Source organism: Rhodococcus sp. HM1, assembly GCF_023218075.1.
Lineage (GTDB): Bacteria > Actinomycetota > Actinomycetes > Mycobacteriales > Mycobacteriaceae > Rhodococcus.
Window position 1 is genome coordinate 15,499 of record NZ_JALPTB010000042.1, and the last position, 20,843, is coordinate 36,341.

Here is a 20,843-nt window from a genome sequence, read left to right on the forward strand (position 1 = left end):
CCGACCCCTATGCTTATCCCTATGGGACATGACCCTGTTCATTTCGGGACATCGGTGACGACATGAAGCCACTCGCCCGCTATGCATCGCTCAACAACTACGTCGAGCTCGCCCACTCGGCCGGACTCGAACCCGCCGGCATGATCCGCGACGTCGGCCTGGATCCCGCCGGTCTCGGTCTCCAGGACCGCTGGGTGCCGGCGTCGGCCATCGCAACCCTGCTCGAGAACTCGGCGACGGCGTCCGGCCGGCAGGACTTCGGCATCGCGCTCGCCGGACTGCGCCGCTTCTCCAATCTCGGCCCGTTGAGCCTGGTCGTCCGCGAGGAACCCGATGTCCGCAGCGCCGTGAAGATGCTCGTGCGCTACCAGCACATGTACAACGAGGCCCTGAGGACCCACATCAGCGAGAACGGCGGGATCACGACCCTGCGCGTCGAACTCGACGTGGGCGTGCCCGGCGACTTCCCCCAATCGATCGACCTGGCCGTCGGGGTGCTGCACCAGCTACTGAAGGGATTCCTGGGCCGGACCTGGCGGCCGCTCTCGGTGTCCTTCACCCGTCCCGCACCCCACGATCCGGCTCCCTATCGCCGGATGTTCGGAACCGAGGTGCTCTTCGCCGAGAGATTCGACGGAATATCCCTGTACACCAAGGATCTCGACGCACCGAACGCCATGTCGGATCCGCTGCTGCGTCCCTACACCCGGAAGATTCTCGAAGGAGTCGACGCGCGCGAGGACGTCACCACCCTGAGCAGGGTCCGCGAGCTGATCGAACTCCTGCTGCCCACCGGACGGTGCTCGGCCGAGCAGGTCGCCCGGAGCCTGGGCGTCGATCGCCGAACCGTGCACCGCAAACTCGCCGAAGAGGGTCATACGTTCTCGTCGGTGCTCGATTCCACCCGCGCCGAACTGGCCTCGCACATGGTGGGCAACACCCGGTACTCGCTCACCGAGGTCTCCGAACTTCTCGGGTTCTCCTCCCCCGCGAACTTCTCCCGCTGGTTCCGAAAGCAGTTCGGCCGCAGCCCGAGCCAATGGCGATCCGAGACCATAGGGGGCAGGTCCACCGAACCCGAGTGACATATCGAATCGATATGCCCTGATGCCGGAATGACGTCTATCGGTTTCGGCGTCCTCGGGCCACGGTGGGAGAATGGTTCTCTCCCCCACCGTCGCTACCACGCCTCCGATCCGGACGCGTCTGCGAACTCCGTTGCCGGGTCTCGCATTCTGCGCCGTGGGTGCCGCCGCGGCACTCGGCATCGCCCGACTGTCCGGCATCAGCCCGCTGCTGATCGCGATCGTCCTCGGAGCGACGATCACCAATTTCTTTGCGCTACCGTCCTTCACGGCGCCCGGTATCGCGGTCGCCTCGAAACGGCTGCTGCGCATCGGAGTGGCACTTCTGGGCCTGCAACTGCTGCTCTCCGATGTTCTCGGCCTCGGCTGGGGCGTGCTCGCCCTCGCCGCCGCCGTGGTGGTGGGTGGGATCGCCGGCACAATGGCCGTGGGACGGCTTCTCGGCATGGAGTGGGGCGAACGCCTGCTCATCGCGTGCGGCTTCTCCATCTGCGGCGCCGCCGCGGTCGCGGCCGTCGAAGGGGTGACCGCAGCCCGAAAACAGCATGTCGTCACGGCCGTGGCGCTGGTGGTCGTGTTCGGGACCGCCATGATCCCCGGACTCCCGTTCGCCGCGTCGCTGCTGGGGCTCGACACGACTCGGGCCGGCATCTGGGCGGGCGCTGCCGTCCACGAGGTGGCGCAGGTCGTGGCGACCGGCGGCGCGATCGATGCCGGCCGTCTCGGAACGGCCGGGGCGAGCGCCCTCGCGGTCGCCGTCACCGTCAAACTCGCCCGTGTCGCGCTCCTCGCACCCGTGGTCGCGTGGATCGGTGTCGCCTCCCGCCGTCGCAGCACCACGGACGGCCCCGCCGGGCGGCCACCGCTGGTTCCGCTCTTCCTGCTCGGATTCGTCGGGTTCGTGGCGTTGCGGGCGACCGGACTGCTGCCCGACCCGGCGCTCGACCTCGCACGACTCGCCCAGACCGCCCTGCTCACCACCGCGATGTTCGCGCTCGGCACCGGGGTGAAGGTCTCCGTCCTCCGCGGGGTCGGCTGGCGCCCGTTCGTCCTCGCGACCGTCTCCACCGTCTGGGTCTCGGCGATCGCACTCGGCGGTGTCCTTCTCCTCGGCCTCGAACCGATCGTGTGACCGCGCGACGCGAACGTCCGTCAGTCGAGGTAGCGCTGTAGCGGCGTCGATTCCGGCTGATCGAGCCGCCAGAATGTGCCGCCGTCGCAGGTTACGGTGTCGCCGCTGATGAAGCTTGCGACCGCGCGGGCGGCGGTCGTCGGGTCCGGAAATCGTCGGCCCTCCATCGGACCGGCCGTGATCTCGAGGGTGCCGGTAGCCGGGTCGAACCGGCCCTTGACGCGGTAACCGCCCCGGTCGGCGATCACCCGCAGCCGCAGGTCCTCGACGACCTCGGGTTCGACCGACTTGCGCACCGCACCGGCACTTGCCTTCTTCGCACGGTTGCGGGCGCACCGCTCGGCCTCGGCCTCGGCCGCGTCGTCGTCGGTGTACAGAGTGGTGTCCTTGGCTGCTGCCAAGCCGAGCAGGTCCCAGCAGTCCTTGCCGTGGACGACGCTGCTGAGGGGGATGGCGTGACTGCCTGTGTGTGTCCGGCCGGGGACATCCGCCATCCAGAGGTCCACCTCGGCGGCGATGCCCGCCGCGACCTCGTCGGAAGGCAACACGAAGTAGCCCGCCGGGTCGCTTCCCAGGTCGACGAACACCCAGAACTGCGAGCCGGTGTCGTCGGTGTCGGGCAGGGCATCCTGCCGTCTGGCCTGCCAGTCCCCGTCGATCCTGGTCCGGACGCGGACGATGCGGCTGTTTCCGTCCGCACCCAGGACCTCGACCGGGGTGCGCGGCAGGTGGTCGAGCCGCTCGGCGCGGCCTCCACGCTGGATGACCTCGGAGATGAAGGCTTGGATCCCTCGACCGGCAGTGTCGTGCACTCGACTGCGTCCATTTCTGTGTCGCGACCCGTACGCCTCGGTGAGCTGTGTTGCGACGGGTCTACGCGGCACGACTCGGGTTACTGCACCCACAGTACGGGCACGGGGTGCGGCCACCACAGGACGCGTCGGCATCGGGTGGGTCGGGCCGAGTACCGGGCGACCACTCCGGTATAGCTTGACACCAGGAACGACAGGTGGAGGCGACGTGGCCGGCAGCAAAATCTCCGCACGGGAGTTCATCGACAGCGTCCTCGACGAGGGCAGTTTCGTCTCCTGGGACACGACACCCGTCGACGTCGGCGCCGACGAGACGTACCGCGCCGAACTCGCTCGTGCGGCCGAGCGTTCCGGCGTCGACGAATCGGTGATCACCGGTATCGGCACGGTGCACGGCCGTCCCATCGCGATCATCGCGTGCGAGTTCGCGTTCCTGGCCGGGTCGATCGGGGTGGCCGCGTCCGAGCGCATCGTGTCGGCGATCGAACGCGCCACCGCCGAAGGGGTGCCGCTGCTCGCGTCCCCCACCTCCGGCGGCACCCGCATGCAGGAGGGCACGCTCGCGTTCGTGCAGATGGTGAAGATCGCCGCCGCGGTCGCCGCGCACAAGGCCGCGCACCTCGGATACCTGGTGTACCTGCGCAATCCGACCACCGGCGGGGTGTTCGCGTCGTGGGGTTCGCTCGGCCACATCACCGCCGCCGAACCCGGTGCGCTCGTCGGCTTCCTCGGACCGCGCGTCTACAAGGCGCTGTACCACGAGGAATTCCCGCCGGGCGTGCAGACCGCCGAGAACCTGTCCGCCAACGGCGTGATCGACGGGGTGGCACCGCTCGAGGCCGTGCGACGGCTCGTGCACCGCACGCTGCGGGTGCTGGTCGAGCCGAGCAGCCCGGACGAGGGCGCCGAGGCGGCCGTCACGGACATCGACGAGGTGCCGGATGTGCCCGCGTGGCAGTCGGTGATCCTGTCCCGCCGTCCCGAACGACCCGGGATCCGGCAGTTGCTGCGGCACGCCGCGTCGGCGCAGGTACCGCTGTCCGGCACCGGTCAGGGCGAGGCCGACAAGACGGTGCTGCTCTCGCTCGCCCGGTTCCGGGGCGTGTCGTGCGTGCTGTTCGGTCAGGACCGCAGCGGCCAGTCCGCCGCGCTGACGATGGGGCCGGGTGCGCTGCGCGAGGCGCGTCGCGCGATGCGGCTCGCCGACGAATTGCGGCTGCCGCTGGTGCTGGTCATCGACACCCTCGGGGCTTCGCTGTCGCGTGAGGCCGAGGAGAAGGGACTCGCACCGGAGATCGCCCGGTGCATAGCCGATCTGGTGACTCTGCCGACCCCGACGGTGTCTGTGCTGCTCGGTCAGGGCACCGGCGGGGGCGCCCTGGCGCTGCTGCCCGCCGACCGCGTGCTGTGTGCGCAGAACGGCTGGCTGGCGCCGCTGCCGCCGGAGGGTGCGAGCGCGATCGTGCACCGCGACACGACGCACGCGCCGCAGATGGCCGCCGCGCAAGGAGTTCGCTCACGAGATCTGTTGCGCCACGGCATAGTCGACGGTGTGATTCCCGAATTCCCGGATGCTACAGAAGAACCCACGGAGTTCGTGAAGCGGGTCGGCGCGGCCGTGGCCGTCGAACTGGGCGATCTGGCGAGCGAACCCGCCGATACGAGGTACGCGCGGCGCCTCGAACGCTACCGCCGGCTGGGGTTGCCCGACTGAAGATCCGACCCGGGAGCGTGCCGGCCGGGGAAGGTCACCGCAGGCCCCGGCGTTCCCGACCTCAGGGCAGCCGGCCGCGTCGGCCCGCGAGGCGCGCGAGTTCCCGGAGCACGCCGGGGGCCTTGCGCGCCACGGTCAGGACCGCCCGATCGGACATGGTCGGGCGCGGCGGTGCCGCCGACTGCGTCGGCCGGGCCCCGTTCGTCGCGGCGAACAGCCGTACCTGACCGGGGACGCCTTTGAGCCGGTGCCTGCCGAGGTCGGTGAAGTCGATGTCGGCACCGGCCGCGAGATCGCGCACCGTTTGTGAGCACCGCACCTGCCCCGGGCCGGCGGATGCGGCGATGCGGGCCCCGAGGTGCACCGTCATCCCGGTCAGTTCCGGACCCGCACGGGTGACCGGACCGGCGTGCACACCGGCCCGGACCGCGAGTCCGAGTGTCCTTGCCGCACTGTCTATTCGATGCGCGCAGTGCAGCGCGGCCGCCGGTCCGTCGAACACGCTCAGGGTGCCGTCACCGGCGATGCCGACCAGGCTGCCGCCGCCCGCCCCGACCTCGCCGCGCACCATCCGGTCGTGTGCGGCCAGGAGTTCCGCGAAACGGTTGTCCCCCAGCTGCGCGAGCACCTCGGTCGAGCGCACGACGTCGGTGAACAGGATGGTCACGAGAAAGCGGTCCGCGTCGACCGGGCGGACCGTGCCGGTGGCGAGTTCCTCGACGTGGTCGAGCACCGGGATCAACGCCTCGCCGAGGGTCGCACCGGCCGGGATCGGCGGCAGGTCGTGGAAACGGCCGTTCGGCACGAGTTCGGCGACCCGGCGGACGGCGTCCCGGGCGAACAGGCTCTCCGGCTGGTGCAGCACCTCGGTGCGGCACTGGATCGAGGGCAGCACCTGCACGTAGCTCACCCGCATCGCCCACTCGAGATGCTGCTGCGCGGTTGCCGGTGTGGCAGAACAGCGTTCGAGCATGGCCATGATGCGGCGGTTGTGCGGAACATCGAGGGTGGGGTGCGCCAGGGAGGTCAGTTCGCCGTGCCCCCAGCGTGCGTACGCGCCCCGGAAGGAATCGACGAACCGGTCCCGTTGGGCGCGGGTCCATCCGGGCGGCGGCTCGCCGTCCTCGGACAGCAGAGCCTCGGACCAAGGCTCGGCGAGGACCAGCCCGGCGACCCGGTCGGGACAGCGGGCGGCGAGCAGGGCGACCGCCCCGCAGGTACTGGAGGCTCCGACCAGTGTCACCCGCGCGACACCGGCGTCGTCGAGGACCGCGAGGACGTCGTCGGCCTGCTCCTCGAGGGTCGGAACGTGGTCGACCGGATCGGACAGCCCGAAGCCGCGCCGCTGGAAGAACAGCGACCGCGCGAAGCTGGAGCAGCGTTCGAAGTTGTAGTGCAGATGCGGATCGGTCCACATCAGGTCCGGGTGCATCATGTCCTCGAAGAACCAGGCCACCGGGTGTGGCCCTCCGCCCACGAGCTGGTACGCCAGTGCGTGACCGTCGCGCTGGATGTACCGCGTCACGGGCGGGTCCATGGGACAACGATAGGCGGCGACCGGGCGAGCTGCGAGGGATCAGCCCCTCGTCCGACCCCGGTGACCCGGCGCGACGAGATTCCTGCTCACCCGCTGGAGCCCGCGACGGCACCCGCGGTGACGGCCGCGATCATCGCGGTGTTGACCGCCTCGACCGCCTGACGGACCGCGGCTCCCGCCCATTCCCCTTCTGCGATCTCCTTCGCGCGCTTGTTCACGGCACGCTTGTCCGCGTCCGGGAACACCTTCGAGGCCGCAGAGACGGCCGAGAGCATCGAGACAAGGGCCGCGGTCCGTGGCGCCGGAGTGAGACCGTCGACCAGCGCGGCCCGCAGTTCGGCGCGCACGTGCCGCTCGTGACTCTCGTCCACCGCGGGCCACCGGCGCGTCGTGAACAGTCCGAGGATCCGACCGCGCTCTTCCCGCAGCCAGCCCCGGTCGACGATTCGATCGATCAGCGTGTCCTGCAGACCCTTGGTGAGCTTCTCGATCGCCGACGCCGGTTTCATCGGTTTCGCGTCGGCGAGCCTGCGGGTGGCGTCGGCGAGCACCGGATCGTCCGGCGCCGGGTCCGGGCGCACCACGAGCCGGCCCTTCCGGACGACGCTGCCGTCGATGTCGGGCGTGACGGTCCCGGCGAGCGCGAGTTCGAGCAGCACCGCCCCGGCCAGCACCCGCGGCAACCGGGTACCGTCCACGATCGGTTTGCCCGATTCGTCGTCCAGCAGCAACAGCAGCAGGTCTTCGGCGAGCAGCGGCATGTAATCCACGTTACTGTTCGCCACCCGCTCGTCGACCGATTCGGACCGTCCGTCGCACGGCATCCGCACCGAACCGCGGGGTGGCACCCGGGGCACCGTCCGGTCGCATAAGGTGTTCGGCGTCACAGTGCTGTGTGGAGGAAGGACACGAATCGATGAGCTCGTACGCGGAGGCGTTCCGGCAGAGTGTGGAGGACCCGGAGACCTTCTGGCTCGACGCCGCGCGCGGAGTGGACTGGGTGAACGCACCGACCCGGGCTCTCGACGGTTCCGAGGCGCCCTCCTTCCGCTGGTTCCCGGACGGCACGCTCAACACCAGCGTCAACGCACTGGACCGGCACGTGCAGGCCGGCCACGGCGACCGCACCGCGCTGATCTGGGACTCGGCGATGGTCCCGGCCAAGCGCACCTACACCTATTCCGAGCTGCTCGACGAGGTTGCCGTGTTCGCCGGCGTGCTGCGTGACCAGGGCATCGTCGCTGGGGACCGTGTCATCGTCTACATGCCGATGATCCCGGAGGCAGCCATCGCGATGCTCGCGTGCGCCCGCATCGGCGCCGTGCACTCGGTGGTGTTCGGCGGGTTCGCCGCGAAGGAACTGGCCACCCGCATCGACGACGCGCAGCCGGCGCTCCTGGTGACCGCGTCCGGCGGTCTCGAGCCGGGCCGCACCGTCGAATATCTCCCCATGGTCGAACAGGCGATCGGCCTGTCGCAGACCCCGCCGCACACCGTGATCGTCAAGGACCGCGAGTCCATCCCGGGCTCGGCCGCGGACTACAAGACCTCGTCGGCGGCGTGGTTCGACTGGGACGAGCTGGTCGCCGACGCCGGCCCGGCCGATCCGGTCCCGGTCGCGGCCACCGACCCGCTGTACATCCTGTACACCTCGGGGACCACCGGGAAGCCGAAGGGTGTGGTCCGCGACAACGGCGGTCACGCGGTCGCGCTGACCTGGTCGATGCGCAACATCTACGACATCTCCCCCGGTGACGTGTGGTGGACGGCCTCCGACGTCGGCTGGGTCGTCGGCCACTCCTACATCGTGTACGGGCCGCTGCTCGTCGGCGCGACGACCGTGATGTACGAGGGCAAGCCGGTGGGCACCCCCGACGCGGGCGCGTTCTGGCGGATCATCTCCGAATACGGTGTCCGTGCGCTGTTCACCGCACCCACCGCGATCCGCGCCGTCCGCAAGGCCGATCCGAACGCCGAGGAACTGAAGAAGTACGACATCTCGTCGCTGCAGACGCTGTTCGCGGCCGGCGAGCGTCTCGACCCGGACACCTACGAATGGGCGACCGCCGTCCTCGACCGTCCCGTCGTCGACCACTGGTGGCAGACCGAGACCGGCTGGGCGATCGCGGCGAATCTGCGCGGCCTCGAACCGATGCCGCTCAAGGCCGGCTCCCCCACCGTCCCGGTCCCCGGCTACCGCGTCGAAATCGTCGACGGCGAAGGCAAGCGCGTCGAGGCCGGCACCGAGGGCAACATCGTCATCGCGCTGCCGTTGCCGCCCGGCACCCTCACCGGTCTGTGGCGCGACGAGGATCGCTACCGCCGCTCCTACCTCGACACGTTCCCCGGCTACTACCTCACCGGCGACTCCGGGTACATCGACGAGGACGGCTACGTGTTCGTCCTCGGCCGCTCCGACGACGTCATCAACGTTGCCGGACACCGTCTTTCGACGGGAAGCATGGAAGCGGTCGTGGCGTCGCACCCCGCCGTCGCCGAGTGCGCGGTCATCGGCATCCGCGACGAGCTCAAGGGCCAGCGGCCCAGCGGCTACGTCGTCCTCAAGGCCGGCGTCGATATCGATCCGGAGAAGCTCCGGCAGGAACTGGTCACGATGGTCCGCGAACAGATCGGTGCCGTCGCAACCTTCCGCGACGTGACGGTGGTGCAGGCGCTGCCGAAGACCCGATCCGGCAAGATCCTGCGGAAGACCATGCGGCAGATCGCCGATCACGAGCAGTACACGGTTCCCTCGACCATCGAGGACCCGGCGGTGCTCGAGGCGCTGGAGCGGCAGCTCGGCGGCTAGAGCAGAAGACGAAGGGACCCCGCCGCCGAGCGCTGCTCAGCGGTGGGGTTCTTCCGTGTCGTGGCCGGCGCCGGTGCGCAGCCGTCGTCCGTAGTCGACGAGTTCCTGCAGCTTCGCGTCGTTCTTCTCGCTCACCCGGGTGTCGCGCTCGGGTAGCTGCAGCGACTCCTCCGCCGCGATGCCGGCCTGCAGCTGACGGCCGCGCTCGAGTTCGGCATCGAATTCGGCGCCGAACAGCAACGCCAGGTTCGTGATCCACAGCCAGAGCAGGAAGATCACGGCGCCGGCGAGCGAACCGTACGTGCGGTCGTAACTGCCGAAGTTGGAGACGTAGAACGCAAAGATCACCGAGGCGGCGATCCAGGTGCCGATCGCGATGACCGATCCGAGGCTGAGCCACCGGAACTTCGGTTGTGCCACATTGGGTGTCACGTAGTAGAGCACCGCCACGATCACCACGACGAGCACGAGCATCACCGGCCATTTGGCGATGTTCCACACGGTGACCGCGGTGTCGCCGAGCCCGACGGCATCGCCGAGGGCACGCGCGACCGGGCCGCTGATCACGAGCATCGCGGCGGTCGCGCCGGCGGCGATCAGTGCCAGCGCCGTGACGAGCAGCATCAGAGGCCGCAGTTTCCACACCGGCCGGCCCTCGTCGATCTCGTAGATGCGGTTCATCGCCCGGCCGAACGCACCGACGTAGCCCGACGCGGTCCACAGCGCGGCGAGCACACCGATGATCAGCGCGAGCCCGGCGGACGGGGCGTTCACGAGCTGCTCGACCGGTCCACGCAGGGTGTCCACCGCCGAGGCGGGACCGAGATCCTCGACCATCTGCATCATTCCGTCGACCGTGGATCGTCCCTGCCCGACCACGCCGAGCAGCGACACCACCACGAGCAGTGCGGGAAACAGCGACAGCACCGCGTAGTAGGTGAGCGCGGCGGCGAGGTCCGTGCACTGGTCGCGGCCGAATTCGCGAACTGTCCTGCGGACCACGTACTTCCACGACGGTTTCGTCAGATCCGTCGGTGAGTCCGGTTTGCGGGGATCGTCGGGCGCGACCGTCCCACCGGTGCGTCCCGAGCCTTCGTCGACCGTCATGGCGCCATGAGTACCCGCGCTCGGCGGCCGACCAAACGCGCGCGCCCGGCGTCCATCCGACGTACGATGCGGCGATGTCCGATGCCATCAGCGGCTCGAGCGACGGGTTCTCCGCGATCGTGGACCGCCTCGACTATCCGATGTTCGTGGTGACCACGCGCGCGGCGAACGAACGCAGCGGGTGCCTGGTCGGTTTCGCCACCCAAGCGGGGATCGACCCGCCGCGGTTCCTCGTGGGCCTGTCCGACAAGAACCGCACGTTTCGGGTGGCCACCGCGGCCGATCATCTCGCCGTGCACGTCCTCGACCAGCGGAACCTGCCGCTGGCCGCGCTGTTCGGCGGGGAGACCGGCGACGAGGTGGACAAGTTCGCACGCTGCCGCTGGAGCGAGGGTCCGCACGGCCTGCCCATCCTGGAGGACGCCGCGGCATGGTTCACCGGCGAGATCCTCGGCCGGTTCGAACTCGGCGACCACGTCGGCTTCCTGCTCGCCCCCGACGAAGGTGAACTCCGCAGCGACCTCACCGACCTCGTGACGTTCCGGGACGTACGCGACATCGACGCCGGCCACGACGCGTGACGACGGCTCTCCCGACATCCGCTCGGTCCCCAGCCATCCTTCCCGACGATCGTCACAGCGTCTGACTGGGTGCCGAGCGGATACGGCGGAGTGCCCTCTCGAAACGCGCCACGAACATGCCGCCGGGAGTGCGGATGGTCCGCTGCAGGTCAGGGTCGGGTATGCCACTGTCGCGCAACCGCAGCCGGCTGAGGGATTCGCCGGGGCTCGCGCTGCGTCCGTCGAGGAAGCCGACGATGCGCCGGGCTGCGGCAATCCCGGTTCGCGGCGCGTCGAGCAGATCGTCGAAACACAGCCCCGGGTCGTGGCGCAGGGCGCTGTCCCCGATCACGACGGCTTCGTCCTCACTCACCGTCCGGGCGAGGTCGACGACGGTACGAGCCGGAGACGTGACGCGCATGTCGTCCAGTTCGACGACGTCCCCGTCGAGCCTCCCGGCGTGCCCGTAGCGCGTCGCCGACCGATACCCTCCTGCGTCGCGCCCGTTGGTGACGTGTACCCGCCCCAGGTCGGTACGCAACACGTCGAACCCGTGCAGGACGGCGGCGGAGATGTGGCTGAGTGCCGCCGAAGATCCGAGTTTCGCCCCTCGGCCGCGCATGGATCGTGTGCCGACCGACGTCGTCGAGATGCCGTAGTCCCTCGCTGTCGAGATAGACACCGGGCGTGAGCCGTGCGAGGTCGCCGCGTCGCACCGCCCGCCGCAGTTCGGCATCGGTACGGCCGGCCGCGAGAGCATCGCGTCGGAACAGCGGTTCTGCCATGTCGGCCGGCGTGCCGCACGACGGCCCGCCTCTTCGTCCGCGAACCGGTGATCGGCGGCAATCTGTGGATGGATGCGCCGCCTGTGGAATTCGTATCCGCTCGGTCCCCAGCCATCCTTCCCGACGATCGGACCAGCGGATAGCTGGCGGCACCGCGGATACCCGTGATCTGATCGGAGGATGCGCCGCCTCGACGACCCGATCGATCCCACCCGAACACTCGACGACGCCGGCCTGCGCGCGCTGTACGCCTATCCCCCGCAATTGGACGGGCCGTGGATCCGCGTCAACTTCGTGTCGTCGCTCGACGGTGCCGTCGCGGTGGACGGCCGATCCGGCGGGCTCGGGACCCCGGCCGACAAGAAGGTCTTCGGGATGTTGCGTGAGCTCGCCGAGGTGATCGTCGTCGGGGCGGGCACGGCCCGGGGTGAGAACTACGGGGGTGCGCGCACGAGTCCGGCGCTGCGCGAACGTCGCGCGGCGGCGGGTCTGCCCGAGATCGCGCCGGTCGTGGTGGTCACCGCGTCGGGCGATCTCGATCCGCAGATGCGGCTGTTCACCGACACGTTCGTGCCGCCGGTTGTGTTCACCAGTACCCGGGTATCCGATGCGAAACGTCGCGCGTTGGTCGACGCCGGTGCAGACGTGCGGGTCGTCGCCGATCACGAGATCGACGGCGTCACGCTCGTCTCGGCGCTCGCCGACGCCGGCTGGCGCCGGGTGCTGTGCGAAGGGGGACCGAGATTGTTCGGCACGTTGATCGCGGACGGGGTGGTCGACGAGCTGTGCCTGACGCTCGCGCCGATGCTGGCGGCCGGTTCGGCGGGTCGCATCGCGACCGCCCCGGTGTCGGCGCCGACGTCGATGCGACGCGAGCACCTGCTGGCCGACGACGACGGAACACTGCTGGGCCGGTGGGTCCGGTCCGATCACCGGGAAGGGGACTCGAATGAGTGACGTGGCGGACGGCACGCGGCAGTCCGAGGAGCTGGTCGAGCGGCTCGCCGACCTCATGGACGCCCACGGGTACACGGTGGCGTGCGCGGAGTCGCTGACGTCCGGGGCGATAGCCTCGCGGCTCGGCGCCGGGCAGGGCAGCTCGGAATGGTTCCGCGGCGGCATCGTCGCGTATTCACGGTCCGTCAAGCACGGTCTGCTGAAGGTACCCGAGGGTCCCGTGGTGTGCGAGGCGGCGGCGCGGGCGATGGCCGAGCATACGGCGCGGCTGCTGGACGCCGATCTCGTCGTCGCCGTCACCGGAGCCGGTGGACCCGACCCGCAGGACGGACGTCCGCCGGGGACAGTGTGTTTCGCGACGACCGGACCGGGCGGCACCCGTTACGAGGAGCGGTACTTCGAGGGCGATCCGGAGAAGGTGCTGGAGAAGACGGTGCGTCACGCCCTGACGTTGCTGGTGGACCGCGCCTCCGCCTGACCGTCGGTAATTCGGGTGCGTGCGGGTGCACGCGGCATCTACCGTACGAACATGCAGGTTGTGTTCACCAAGGGTCCCGGTACGAGCTACGACATCGCCGTGCACCGCGGAACCGGTGCGTCGCTGGCTCCGCGCAACGGTCCCGGCGGTCATCCCTATCTGCCGCACGATCTGGTGCACCTGCTCGTCGAACAGGTGGCCGGGATCGAACTCGGGGTGTTCGGGCAGCTCGCGGCGGGCGACAACGGTCTGTTCTGGCCGGCCGATCCCGCCGAGCGGGCGAAAGCCGCCCGTCACCGGAAGTCCAAGGGCGCCAAGCTCTCCGATCGGGCGAAGAAGGACATGACCCGATCGGAGGAACTGGCGGGAATCGCCGTTCCGGTGTGGGAGGTGCGACGCGGGTTCGCGAAAACCTTGCCCGCGTACGTCACCCGCAACGAGATTCCACCCGTCGTCGAGCAGATCGTCGGACGACTCGACGACTACGCCGACCGGTGGCATGCGCTCCCGGTCGGCGAATCGCTCACCGTGACATGGTGATTGCTCAGAACACCTCGGGCGAGACGTCGAGCGTGGTGCGGTCCAGGCTGTCGAGCAGATCGAACTGCGGGCCGGTCTTCGGCAGCTCGAAGCGGTAGAAGTACCGGGCGGCAGCGCGCTTGCCGTCGAAGAAGGCGCCCTCGCGGTCGCCGACGGCGAGGAGCTGTTCGAGCCAGATCCACGCGACCACGACGTGTCCGACCGCTTCCAGGTAGACCGACGAGTTCGCCAGCGCCAGTTCGGGATCGCGGCCCGCCCACAGCTTCGCCGTGGTGGTACCGACACGCACGACGGCCGCCTCGAGCTCTTGCGCGTACTCGGCGGCTGCGCCACCGGCGGCCCGCGCCTTCGCGACGGTCGCGGCGATGGTCTCGCCCAGCAGCGCCAGACCGGCACCGCCCTTCATGATCACCTTGCGGCCGAGCAGGTCCAGGCCCTGGATGCCGTGGGTGCCCTCGTGGATCTGGTTGAGTCGGTTGTCGCGGTAGAACTGCTCGACGTCGAACTCGCGGGTGTAGCCGTAGCCGCCGTGTACCTGGATCGCGAGACTGTTCGCCTCGAGGCACCACTGCGACGGCCACGACTTGGCGATCGGGGTGAGCACGTCGAGCAGCAGGCCGGCGCGGTCGCGGGCCTCGGCGTCCGCGGCGCTGCGCTCCTCGTCGACGAGCTTGGAGCAGTACAGCCCGAGCGCGAGGGCACCTTCGACGTACGCCTTCTGCGCGAGCAGCATGCGGCGGACATCGGCATGCTCGATGAGCGGCACCTGCGCGGAGGCCGGGTCCTTCTCGGCGAGCGGACGGCCCTGCGTGCGGGTGCGCGCGTACTCGAGCGACTGCAGGTACCCGGTGTAGCCGAGGGCGGTCGCGAGGAATCCGACGCCGATGCGCGCCTCGTTCATCAGCAGGAACATGTACGACAGGCCCTTGTTGGCCTCGCCGAGCAGGTACCCGACCGCCCCCTCGCGCCCGCCCGGGGTGAAGGAGCCGTCGCCGAAGTTCAGCAGCGTGTTGGTGGTGCCGCGGTTGCCCATCTTGTGGTTCAGGCCCACGAGGGCGACGTCGTTGCGTTCGCCGAGCGTGCCGTCGGCGTTCACGAGGAACTTCGGGACGATGAACAGCGAGATGCCCTTGACGCCGGCCGGTCCGCCGGGGATCTTCGCGAGCACCAGGTGCACGATGTTCTCGGTCAGCTCGTGGTCGCCGCCGGAGATCCACATCTTGGTGCCGGTCAGGCGGTAGGTGCCGTCGTCCTGGGGGATCGCCTTGGTGGTGATGTCGGCGAGCGACGAGCCGGCCTGCGGCTCGGACAGGCACATGGTGCCGAAGAACCGGCCCTCGAGCAGCGACGGAACGAACGTCGCGACCTGCTCCTCGGTGCCGTGGGTGGCGATGACGTTGGCGTTGCCGACGGTGAGGAAGGGGTACGCGGAGGTCCCGGCGTTCGCGGCCTGGAACCACGCCATCGCCGCGCGCAGCACGGTCACCGGCAGCTGCATGCCACCGAGCGACTCGTCGAAGCTCGCGGAGAGCAGCCCGGCCTTGGAGAACTGGTCGAGCGCCTCCTTGACCTCGGGGATCATCTCGACGCGCCCGTCCTCGCCGATGCGCGGTTCCTCGGCGTCGGCCTTCTTGTTGTGCGTGGCGAAATGCTTGGTGGCGAGGTCGGCGCTGAGGTCGAGGATGCCGTCGAACGTCTCGCGGGAGTGCTCGGCGAAGTAGGGGCGGCCGGTCAGCGACACGACGTCGAGCCAGTCGTACAGCAGGAAGTCGAGGTCACGCCGGGACAGGACGGGAGCGGGCATGGCTATCCTTTCAGGACGACTAAGCGCTCACTTAGTAAACCGGTGACGGTGCATGATGTCAACGAGCACCCCGATCGACCAGGACGGACAACCATGACCGACAGCACCGCCACCACCGCCGGACCCGGCGACCCCGCCGCCCTGACCGGCGTCAAGTCCGACGTCGCGCGGCGCCTCGTGCTGTCGGCCGTGGACTCGTTCGCCCGGCGCGGCTACCACGCCACGACCACCCGCGACATCTCGGTCGGCGCAGGACTGAGCCCCGCCGCGCTCTACGTGCACTTCCCCTCCAAGGAGGAGGTGCTGTTCGAGGCGAGCCGCATCGGGCACCGGTTCGTCCTCGACTCGATCACCGCGGCCGCCGCCGGCGCGGAGACACCCGTCGAGCGGATCCGCGCGATCGTCGACCGGTTCGTGCGCATCCACGCCGAACACCACACGATGTGCCGCGTCGCCCAGTACGAACTGCACGCCCTCACCGACGAGCACTACCGGGAGATCGCCGAGATCCGGCGGGCGACCGACGCGGTGATCCGCGAGGAGATCCAGCGCGGCGTCGACTCGGGTGCGTTCACCGTCGGCGACGTCCCCACCGCGGCGCTGGCGATCCTCTCGCTCGGCATCGACGTCTCCCGCTGGTACCAGCCCGGCCGCATGGACATCGACGCGCTCGCCGGCAACTACGTCGCGCTGGTGCTGTCGATGCTCGGCGCCGCCCCGGGTGCGAACGCACAGGGCACAATGCCCACATGAGCGCCCACGCCACCGTCCTGGTCGTCGACGACGACGAGGACGTGCTCGCGTCGCTGCGCCGCGGACTGCGCCTGTCCGGTTTCGCGGTCCTGACCGCCACGGACGGTCGCGACGCGCTCGCGGTCGTCGAGCAGCAGCGGCCCGACGCGATGGTCCTGGACATGAACATGCCGGTCCTCGACGGCACCGGCGTGGTGACCGCGCTGCGCGAGGCGGGTGACGACATCCCGATCTGCGTGCTCAGCGCCCGCAGTGCCGTCGACGACCGCATCGCCGGTCTCGAAGCCGGCGCCGACGACTACCTCACCAAACCGTTCGTGCTCGCCGAACTGGTTGCGCGGATCAAGGCGATGCTGCGACGCGGGCGGGGTGGCGCACCCTCGGCGACCGTGCGGGTCGGCGACCTCGAACTCGACCCTGCCGGTCGTCGCGTGCACCTCGCCGGGGTGCCGGTCGAACTGACCAAACGCGAGTTCGAGCTGCTCGAGGTGCTGGCACGCAACACCGGGATCGTGCTGACCCGCGAGCGGCTGCTGTCGCTGGTGTGGGGCTACGACTTCGACTCCGACACGAACGTCGTGGACGTGTTCGTCGGATACCTGCGCCGCAAGCTCGAGGCCGGCGGCGCACCCCGACTCGTGCACACCGTGCGCGGAGTCGGATTCGTGATGCGAGAACCGTGATGCCACACCGTTTTTCACTTCGAGCGCGGGTTGCGGCAGCAACGGCGCTGGGCACGACCGTGGTCGTCGGCGTGCTCGGCGTGCTCGTCGCGATCGAGATCGACCGCAACAACCTCGCCCAGCTCGATCGCCGCCTCGACACCGCCGCGCAGGTTCTCGTCGCCAACGCCGGGACCGCCGGATTGTTCCTGCCCGCGCTCGGCGACGCCGGCGCGTTCGCGGTGACGATCCGCGCCGAAAAGGACGGCCACGTCCGCAGCAGCACCCCGACGCAGCTCCCCGAACTCGACCTCGGGGCCCACACCGTCACGGTCGGCGATGTTCCCTACCGCGCCGTCACCGCACCGGTCGAGGCGACGCGCGGCCGCCTGTCGGTCGCCGTTCCGTACGCGGAGGCACAGGACGTCACGACCGCGCAGCACCGGCAGCTGGCCGTCGCCGGGCTGTGCGCGATCGCGGTCGCCACCGGTCTCGGCTGGGTGTTCGGGGGCCGCGCGGTGCGGCCGCTGGTGGATCTCACGGGCCGGATCGCCTTCCGGGATCCGGATCTCGCGCCCCGCAGATCCGGTGTCCGCGAGGCCGACGAACTCGCGGCCGCCGCCGGGGCGATGCTCGCCGACGTGGCATATGCCCAGGCCGCCACCGACGCGGCGCTCGCAACCGCGCGGGACTTCGCGGCCGCCGCGGCCCACGAACTGCGGACACCGCTGACGGCGATGCGCACCGACCTCGAGGTGCTCTCGACCCACGACCTCGCCGCCGCCGACCGTACCGAGATCCTCGGCGACCTCGTCCGCACCCAGGGCCGGGTGGAGTCGACCCTCGACGATCTCGAACGTCTCGCCCGCGGCGACCTGTCGAGCACCGACGATTTCGTCGACACCGATCCGGTGGAGATCTGCGATGCGGCCGCCGCCGAGGCGCGCGGCCGGTATCCGGGCCTGACGGTGGAGGTCGACGGGGAACCCGGTCGTCTCGTGCCGGCACTGCCCGGGGGCCTCCGGCTCGTCGTCGACAATGCGATCGCCAACGCGGTCCGGCACGGCGGCGCCCGCCACGTCCGGCTGACGGTCACCCCGGACGGCCCCGACACGGTGCTCACCGTCGACGACGACGGCACCGGTGTGCCCGCCGAGGAGCGGGAGGTCGTGTTCGAACGGTTCCGGCGCGGCACGGGCGCATCCCGCACCGGTTCCGGGCTCGGGCTCACACTGGTCGCGCAGCAGGCGGCGCTGCACGGCGGGACGGCACGTCTCGAGGACTCACCGCTCGGCGGAGCGCGGCTGACGGTGAGGATCGCGAACCCGCAGGGGTGAGCCGGGTCCACACCTCGGGTGGGTTCGCCGCGGCGCCGGCCGCGAGCACGATGGACGCATCAGACCACCCGATCGTCCACGGAGGACCGAATGTCGAAGAGCCGCAAGCTGATCGCCGCCATGATGATGACCGCGCCGTTGCTGCTCGGGTTCGCGGGCACCGCCGGCGCCGACTCGATGCACCGGAGCGAGGACGGTCGCTGCGACGTCGCGCTCGTCGACGAGCACGGGAACATCATCCGCATCGACGAGAAGTCTCCGGGGACCCGGCTCGACGGGCTGCGGTGCGACGACGGACTGTGGCGCTTCACCACCAACGGCAACACCTACCGGAGCGGCGACGTCGCCACGGCCACCCTCGTCCGGGAACGGGACCGGGATCGGTGAGAAAGCACGACGCCCCGCATCGCGAGCGATGCGGGGCGTCGTCGTGGATCGATCTAGTTGGTGCCCAGCAGATCGATGATGAACACCAGCGTCTTGCCGCCGAGCGGATGCCCGGAACCGGCGGGACCGTACGCGAGCTCCGGCGGGACCGTGAGCTTGCGGCGGCCACCGACCTTCATGCCGGGGATGCCTTCCTGCCAGCCCGGGATCAGACGCCCGAGCGGGAACTTCACGGACTCGCCGCGGCTGAACGACGAGTCGAACACGTCGTTCGTGTCGTACTCGACGCCGTGGTAGTGCACGTCCACGACCGCGCCGGGCTGCGCCTCGGCACCGTCACCGACGGTGATGTCCTCGACGACCAGTTCGGTCGGGGCCGGACCGGTGGCCGGTTCGACGACCGGCACCGCCGGCGGCACCTTCACATCGAGCAGGTCGATGACGAACACCAGCGTCTTGCCCGAGAGCCGGTGGCCGGATCCGGCCGGGCCGTAGGCGAGCTCCGGCGGGATCGTCAGCTGACGACGGCCGCCGACCTTCATGCCCGGGATGCCTTCCTGCCACCCGGCGATCAGGCCGGCCAGCGGGAAGGTGATGGACTCACCGCGGTTCCACGACGAATCGAACTCCTCGCCGGTGTCGAACTCGACACCGACGTAGTGAACCTCGACCTTCGCGCCGGGGGTGGCCTCGGCACCGTCACCGACCGTGAGGTCCTTGATGACCAGCTCGGTGGGTGCGGGACCGTCCTGGAACTCGATCTCCGGCTTGCTCATGCGTGTTCTCCTCGTCGAGGTTGCGTTCGGACGCGCGTCAGCGCGCGTCGAGGGCGGTGTAGGCGCGCTCGGTGTAGCCGGTGTAGATCTGGCGCGGGCGGCCGATCTTCAGGGTCGGATCCGAGTGCATCTCACGCCAGTGCGCGATCCAGCCGGGCAGGCGGCCGAGCGCGAACAGCACGGTGAACATGCGGTCCGGGAAGCCCATCGCCCGGTAGATGAGACCGGTGTAGAAGTCGACGTTCGGGTACAGCTTGCGCTCGATGAAGTACTCGTCGGTGAGCGCGGCTTCCTCGAGCTTCATGGCGATCTCGAGCAGTTCGTCGCCCGCGCCCAGCTTGGAGAGGATCGAGTCGGCGGTCTTCTTCACGATCGCGGCACGCGGATCGTAGTTGCGGTAGACGCGGTGACCGAAGCCCATGAGCTTCACGCCGTCTTCCTTGTTCTTGACCTTGCGGACGAACTCGTTGACGTCGCCGCCGGAGGCCTTGATCTTGTCGAGCATCTCGAGCACGGCCTGGTTGGCGCCGCCGTGCAGCGGGCCCCACAGCGCGTTGATGCCACCGGAGATCGAGGTGAACAGGTTGGCGTCGGACGAACCGACCAGACGCACCGTCGACGTGGAGCAGTTCTGCTCGTGGTCGGCGTGCAGGATCAGCAGCATGTCGAGAGCCTGCGCGATCTCGGGATCGATCTCGTACGGCTCGGCCGGGAACCCGAACGTCATACGCAGGAAGTTCTCGACCAGCGACAGCGAGTTGTCCGGGTACAGGAACGGCTGGCCGACGGACTTCTTGTAGGCGTAGGCCGCGATGGTCGGGAGCTTCGCCATGAGGCGGATCGTCGACAGCTCGACCTGCTCCGGGTCGTCCGGGTCGAGGGCGTCCTGGTAGTACGCCGACAGGGCGTTGACGGCGCTCGAGACGACCGGCATCGGGTGCGCGTTGCGCGGGAAGCCGTCGAAGAAGCGCTTGAGATCCTCGTGCAGCAGCGTGTGCCGGCGGATCTTGTCGGTGAAGACCTCGAGCTGCTCCGAGGTCGGCAGCTCACCGTAGATCAGCAGGTAGCTGACCTCGATGAACGTCGACCGTTCCGCGAGCTGCTCGATGGGGTATCCGCGGTACCGCAGGATGCCCTTCTCACCGTCGATGTACGTGATCGCCGAGGTGGTGGAGGCAGTGTTGACGAAACCGGGGTCAAGGGTGGTGTACCCGGTTGCAGCAAGGAGCTTGCCCAGCTCGATACCGTCATTGCCTTCCGTCGCCTTGGCGATCGACATTTTGTGCTCGCCACCGGGGTAGCTGAGGGTGGGGTTTGTGTCATTCTCAGCGGGCACGAAGGATCCCTCTCAAGCTCAGACCTACGAGAAACTTCCGAACATTCACGTAGAACCTAGCCGCTGGCCGGGGCGGGCGCCCAGGGAGGGTCGGTCGAAAGTCCCGGGACGGCTACCCATGCGAAGCGGAGGCGAACCCTCGTCGTGCCCGGCGATCGGCGCACACCGACGGACGTGAATGCCGCTCACCTGCGACAACACTCCACGCAAATCGATATCACGATACCGGATCGCGCGCGGTGAGGCACCCCCGGCGTGTCCGGCCGAATGTG

At 69.5% G+C, this 20,843-nt stretch carries 20 protein-coding genes and 2 pseudogenes; 12 read left to right on the forward strand and 10 right to left on the reverse strand.

Annotation, left to right across the window (positions count from 1 at the left end):
- Positions 1-62: 62 nt before the first annotated feature.
- Both M1M07_RS20560 and M1M07_RS20565 read left to right on the forward strand, forming a co-directional pair.
- Positions 63-1,085 (forward strand): AraC family transcriptional regulator, encoded by a 1,023-nt coding sequence (locus M1M07_RS20560; protein ID WP_197250830.1) that lies wholly within the window; start codon positions 63-65, stop codon positions 1,083-1,085.
- Between the two features lie 73 nt (positions 1,086-1,158).
- Positions 1,159-2,217, forward strand: coding sequence for a YeiH family protein (locus M1M07_RS20565; RefSeq protein WP_197250831.1), 1,059 nt, complete (start codon positions 1,159-1,161; stop codon positions 2,215-2,217).
- A 20-nt stretch (positions 2,218-2,237) separates the two neighbouring features.
- On the opposite strand, the gene M1M07_RS20570 is transcribed toward M1M07_RS20565, so the two are convergent.
- Positions 2,238-3,029 carry a hypothetical protein gene (locus M1M07_RS20570; RefSeq protein WP_197250832.1) on the reverse strand — a complete coding sequence of 264 codons (792 nt, stop codon included), beginning with the start codon at positions 3,027-3,029 and terminating at the stop codon, positions 2,238-2,240.
- Positions 3,030-3,237: 208 nt separating this feature from the next.
- On the opposite strand from M1M07_RS20570, the gene M1M07_RS20575 reads away from it, so the two are divergent.
- Positions 3,238-4,743 (forward strand): carboxyl transferase domain-containing protein, encoded by a 1,506-nt coding sequence (locus tag M1M07_RS20575; protein WP_197250833.1) that lies wholly within the window; start codon positions 3,238-3,240, stop codon positions 4,741-4,743.
- 61 nt (positions 4,744-4,804) lie between these two features.
- Here M1M07_RS20575 and M1M07_RS20580 read toward each other — a convergent pair whose 3' ends face one another.
- Both M1M07_RS20580 and M1M07_RS20585 read right to left on the reverse strand, forming a co-directional pair.
- Positions 4,805-6,280, reverse strand: coding sequence for an adenylate/guanylate cyclase domain-containing protein (locus tag M1M07_RS20580; RefSeq protein WP_248675382.1), 1,476 nt, complete (start codon positions 6,278-6,280; stop codon positions 4,805-4,807).
- Between the two features lie 86 nt (positions 6,281-6,366).
- Positions 6,367-7,041 (reverse strand): GPP34 family phosphoprotein, encoded by a 675-nt coding sequence (locus tag M1M07_RS20585; protein WP_197250852.1) that lies wholly within the window; start codon positions 7,039-7,041, stop codon positions 6,367-6,369.
- A gap of 134 nt (positions 7,042-7,175) precedes the next feature.
- Here M1M07_RS20585 and M1M07_RS20590 point away from each other — a divergent pair, with 134 nt between their 5' ends.
- Entirely contained in the window at positions 7,176-9,089 is a 1,914-nt protein-coding gene (locus tag M1M07_RS20590) for a propionyl-CoA synthetase (RefSeq protein WP_308200821.1), read from the forward strand.
- Positions 9,090-9,125: 36 nt separating this feature from the next.
- On the opposite strand, the gene M1M07_RS20595 is transcribed toward M1M07_RS20590, so the two are convergent.
- Entirely contained in the window at positions 9,126-10,196 is a 1,071-nt protein-coding gene (locus M1M07_RS20595; RefSeq protein ID WP_197250835.1) for a YihY/virulence factor BrkB family protein, read from the reverse strand.
- A gap of 74 nt (positions 10,197-10,270) precedes the next feature.
- On the opposite strand from M1M07_RS20595, the gene M1M07_RS20600 reads away from it, so the two are divergent.
- Entirely contained in the window at positions 10,271-10,777 is a 507-nt protein-coding gene (locus M1M07_RS20600; protein ID WP_197250836.1) for a flavin reductase family protein, read from the forward strand.
- 52 nt (positions 10,778-10,829) lie between these two features.
- Here the strand turns inward: M1M07_RS20600 and M1M07_RS33055 are convergent, their stop codons facing one another.
- Together M1M07_RS33055 and M1M07_RS33060 are read right to left on the reverse strand one after the other, a co-directional pair.
- Positions 10,830-11,438, reverse strand: a complete 609-nt coding sequence (locus M1M07_RS33055) for a hypothetical protein (protein WP_248675407.1) — start codon at positions 11,436-11,438, stop codon at positions 10,830-10,832.
- Positions 11,439-11,472: 34 nt separating this feature from the next.
- Positions 11,473-11,541, reverse strand: a pseudogene (locus M1M07_RS33060) (hypothetical protein); the annotation flags it as partial.
- A gap of 180 nt (positions 11,542-11,721) precedes the next feature.
- On the opposite strand from M1M07_RS33060, the gene M1M07_RS20615 reads away from it, so the two are divergent.
- The 3 genes from M1M07_RS20615 to M1M07_RS20625 are packed head-to-tail and all read left to right on the forward strand — an operon-like array spanning position 11,722 to position 13,516.
- Positions 11,722-12,498: a pyrimidine reductase family protein gene (locus tag M1M07_RS20615; RefSeq protein WP_248675385.1), complete on the forward strand. Its 777-nt coding sequence runs from the start codon at positions 11,722-11,724 to the stop codon at positions 12,496-12,498.
- Positions 12,491-12,976 carry a CinA family protein gene (locus tag M1M07_RS20620; protein ID WP_197250838.1) on the forward strand — a complete coding sequence of 162 codons (486 nt, stop codon included), beginning with the start codon at positions 12,491-12,493 and terminating at the stop codon, positions 12,974-12,976. Before M1M07_RS20615 ends, M1M07_RS20620 begins: the two co-directional genes overlap by 8 nt.
- Positions 12,977-13,027: 51 nt before the next feature.
- On the forward strand, positions 13,028-13,516 hold the full coding sequence (locus tag M1M07_RS20625; protein ID WP_248675386.1) for a hypothetical protein: 489 nt from the start codon (positions 13,028-13,030) through the stop codon (positions 13,514-13,516).
- 4 nt (positions 13,517-13,520) lie between these two features.
- On the opposite strand, the gene M1M07_RS20630 is transcribed toward M1M07_RS20625, so the two are convergent.
- On the reverse strand, positions 13,521-15,320 hold the full coding sequence (locus M1M07_RS20630; RefSeq protein WP_248675387.1) for an acyl-CoA dehydrogenase: 1,800 nt from the start codon (positions 15,318-15,320) through the stop codon (positions 13,521-13,523).
- A gap of 93 nt (positions 15,321-15,413) precedes the next feature.
- Here M1M07_RS20630 and M1M07_RS20635 point away from each other — a divergent pair, with 93 nt between their 5' ends.
- From M1M07_RS20635 to M1M07_RS20650, 4 genes are all read left to right on the forward strand, one after another.
- Positions 15,414-16,073: a TetR/AcrR family transcriptional regulator gene (locus M1M07_RS20635; RefSeq protein ID WP_248675389.1), complete on the forward strand. Its 660-nt coding sequence runs from the start codon at positions 15,414-15,416 to the stop codon at positions 16,071-16,073.
- Complete coding sequence (locus tag M1M07_RS20640) at positions 16,070-16,756, forward strand: response regulator transcription factor (protein WP_248675390.1); 687 nt, start codon at positions 16,070-16,072, stop codon at positions 16,754-16,756. The genes M1M07_RS20635 and M1M07_RS20640 overlap by 4 nt, the downstream gene beginning before the upstream one ends.
- The gene (locus M1M07_RS20645; protein WP_197250845.1) at positions 16,756-18,072 is read left to right on the forward strand and encodes a sensor histidine kinase KdpD; all 1,317 of its coding nucleotides are present in this window, start codon (positions 16,756-16,758) and stop codon (positions 18,070-18,072) included. The genes M1M07_RS20640 and M1M07_RS20645 overlap by 1 nt, the downstream gene beginning before the upstream one ends.
- 90 nt (positions 18,073-18,162) lie before the next feature.
- Positions 18,163-18,459 (forward strand): hypothetical protein, encoded by a 297-nt coding sequence (locus tag M1M07_RS20650; protein WP_197250847.1) that lies wholly within the window; start codon positions 18,163-18,165, stop codon positions 18,457-18,459.
- A 53-nt stretch (positions 18,460-18,512) separates the two neighbouring features.
- On the opposite strand, the gene M1M07_RS20655 is transcribed toward M1M07_RS20650, so the two are convergent.
- From M1M07_RS20655 to M1M07_RS20665, 3 genes and pseudogenes are all read right to left on the reverse strand, one after another.
- Positions 18,513-18,866, reverse strand: coding sequence for an FKBP-type peptidyl-prolyl cis-trans isomerase (locus M1M07_RS20655; RefSeq protein WP_248675404.1), 354 nt, complete (start codon positions 18,864-18,866; stop codon positions 18,513-18,515).
- 21 nt (positions 18,867-18,887) lie between these two features.
- Positions 18,888-19,235 (reverse strand): annotated as a pseudogene (locus M1M07_RS20660) (FKBP-type peptidyl-prolyl cis-trans isomerase); the annotation flags it as partial.
- 37 nt (positions 19,236-19,272) lie between these two features.
- Positions 19,273-20,571: a citrate synthase gene (locus M1M07_RS20665; RefSeq protein WP_248675391.1), complete on the reverse strand. Its 1,299-nt coding sequence runs from the start codon at positions 20,569-20,571 to the stop codon at positions 19,273-19,275.
- Between the last annotated feature and the right edge of the window lie 272 nt (positions 20,572-20,843).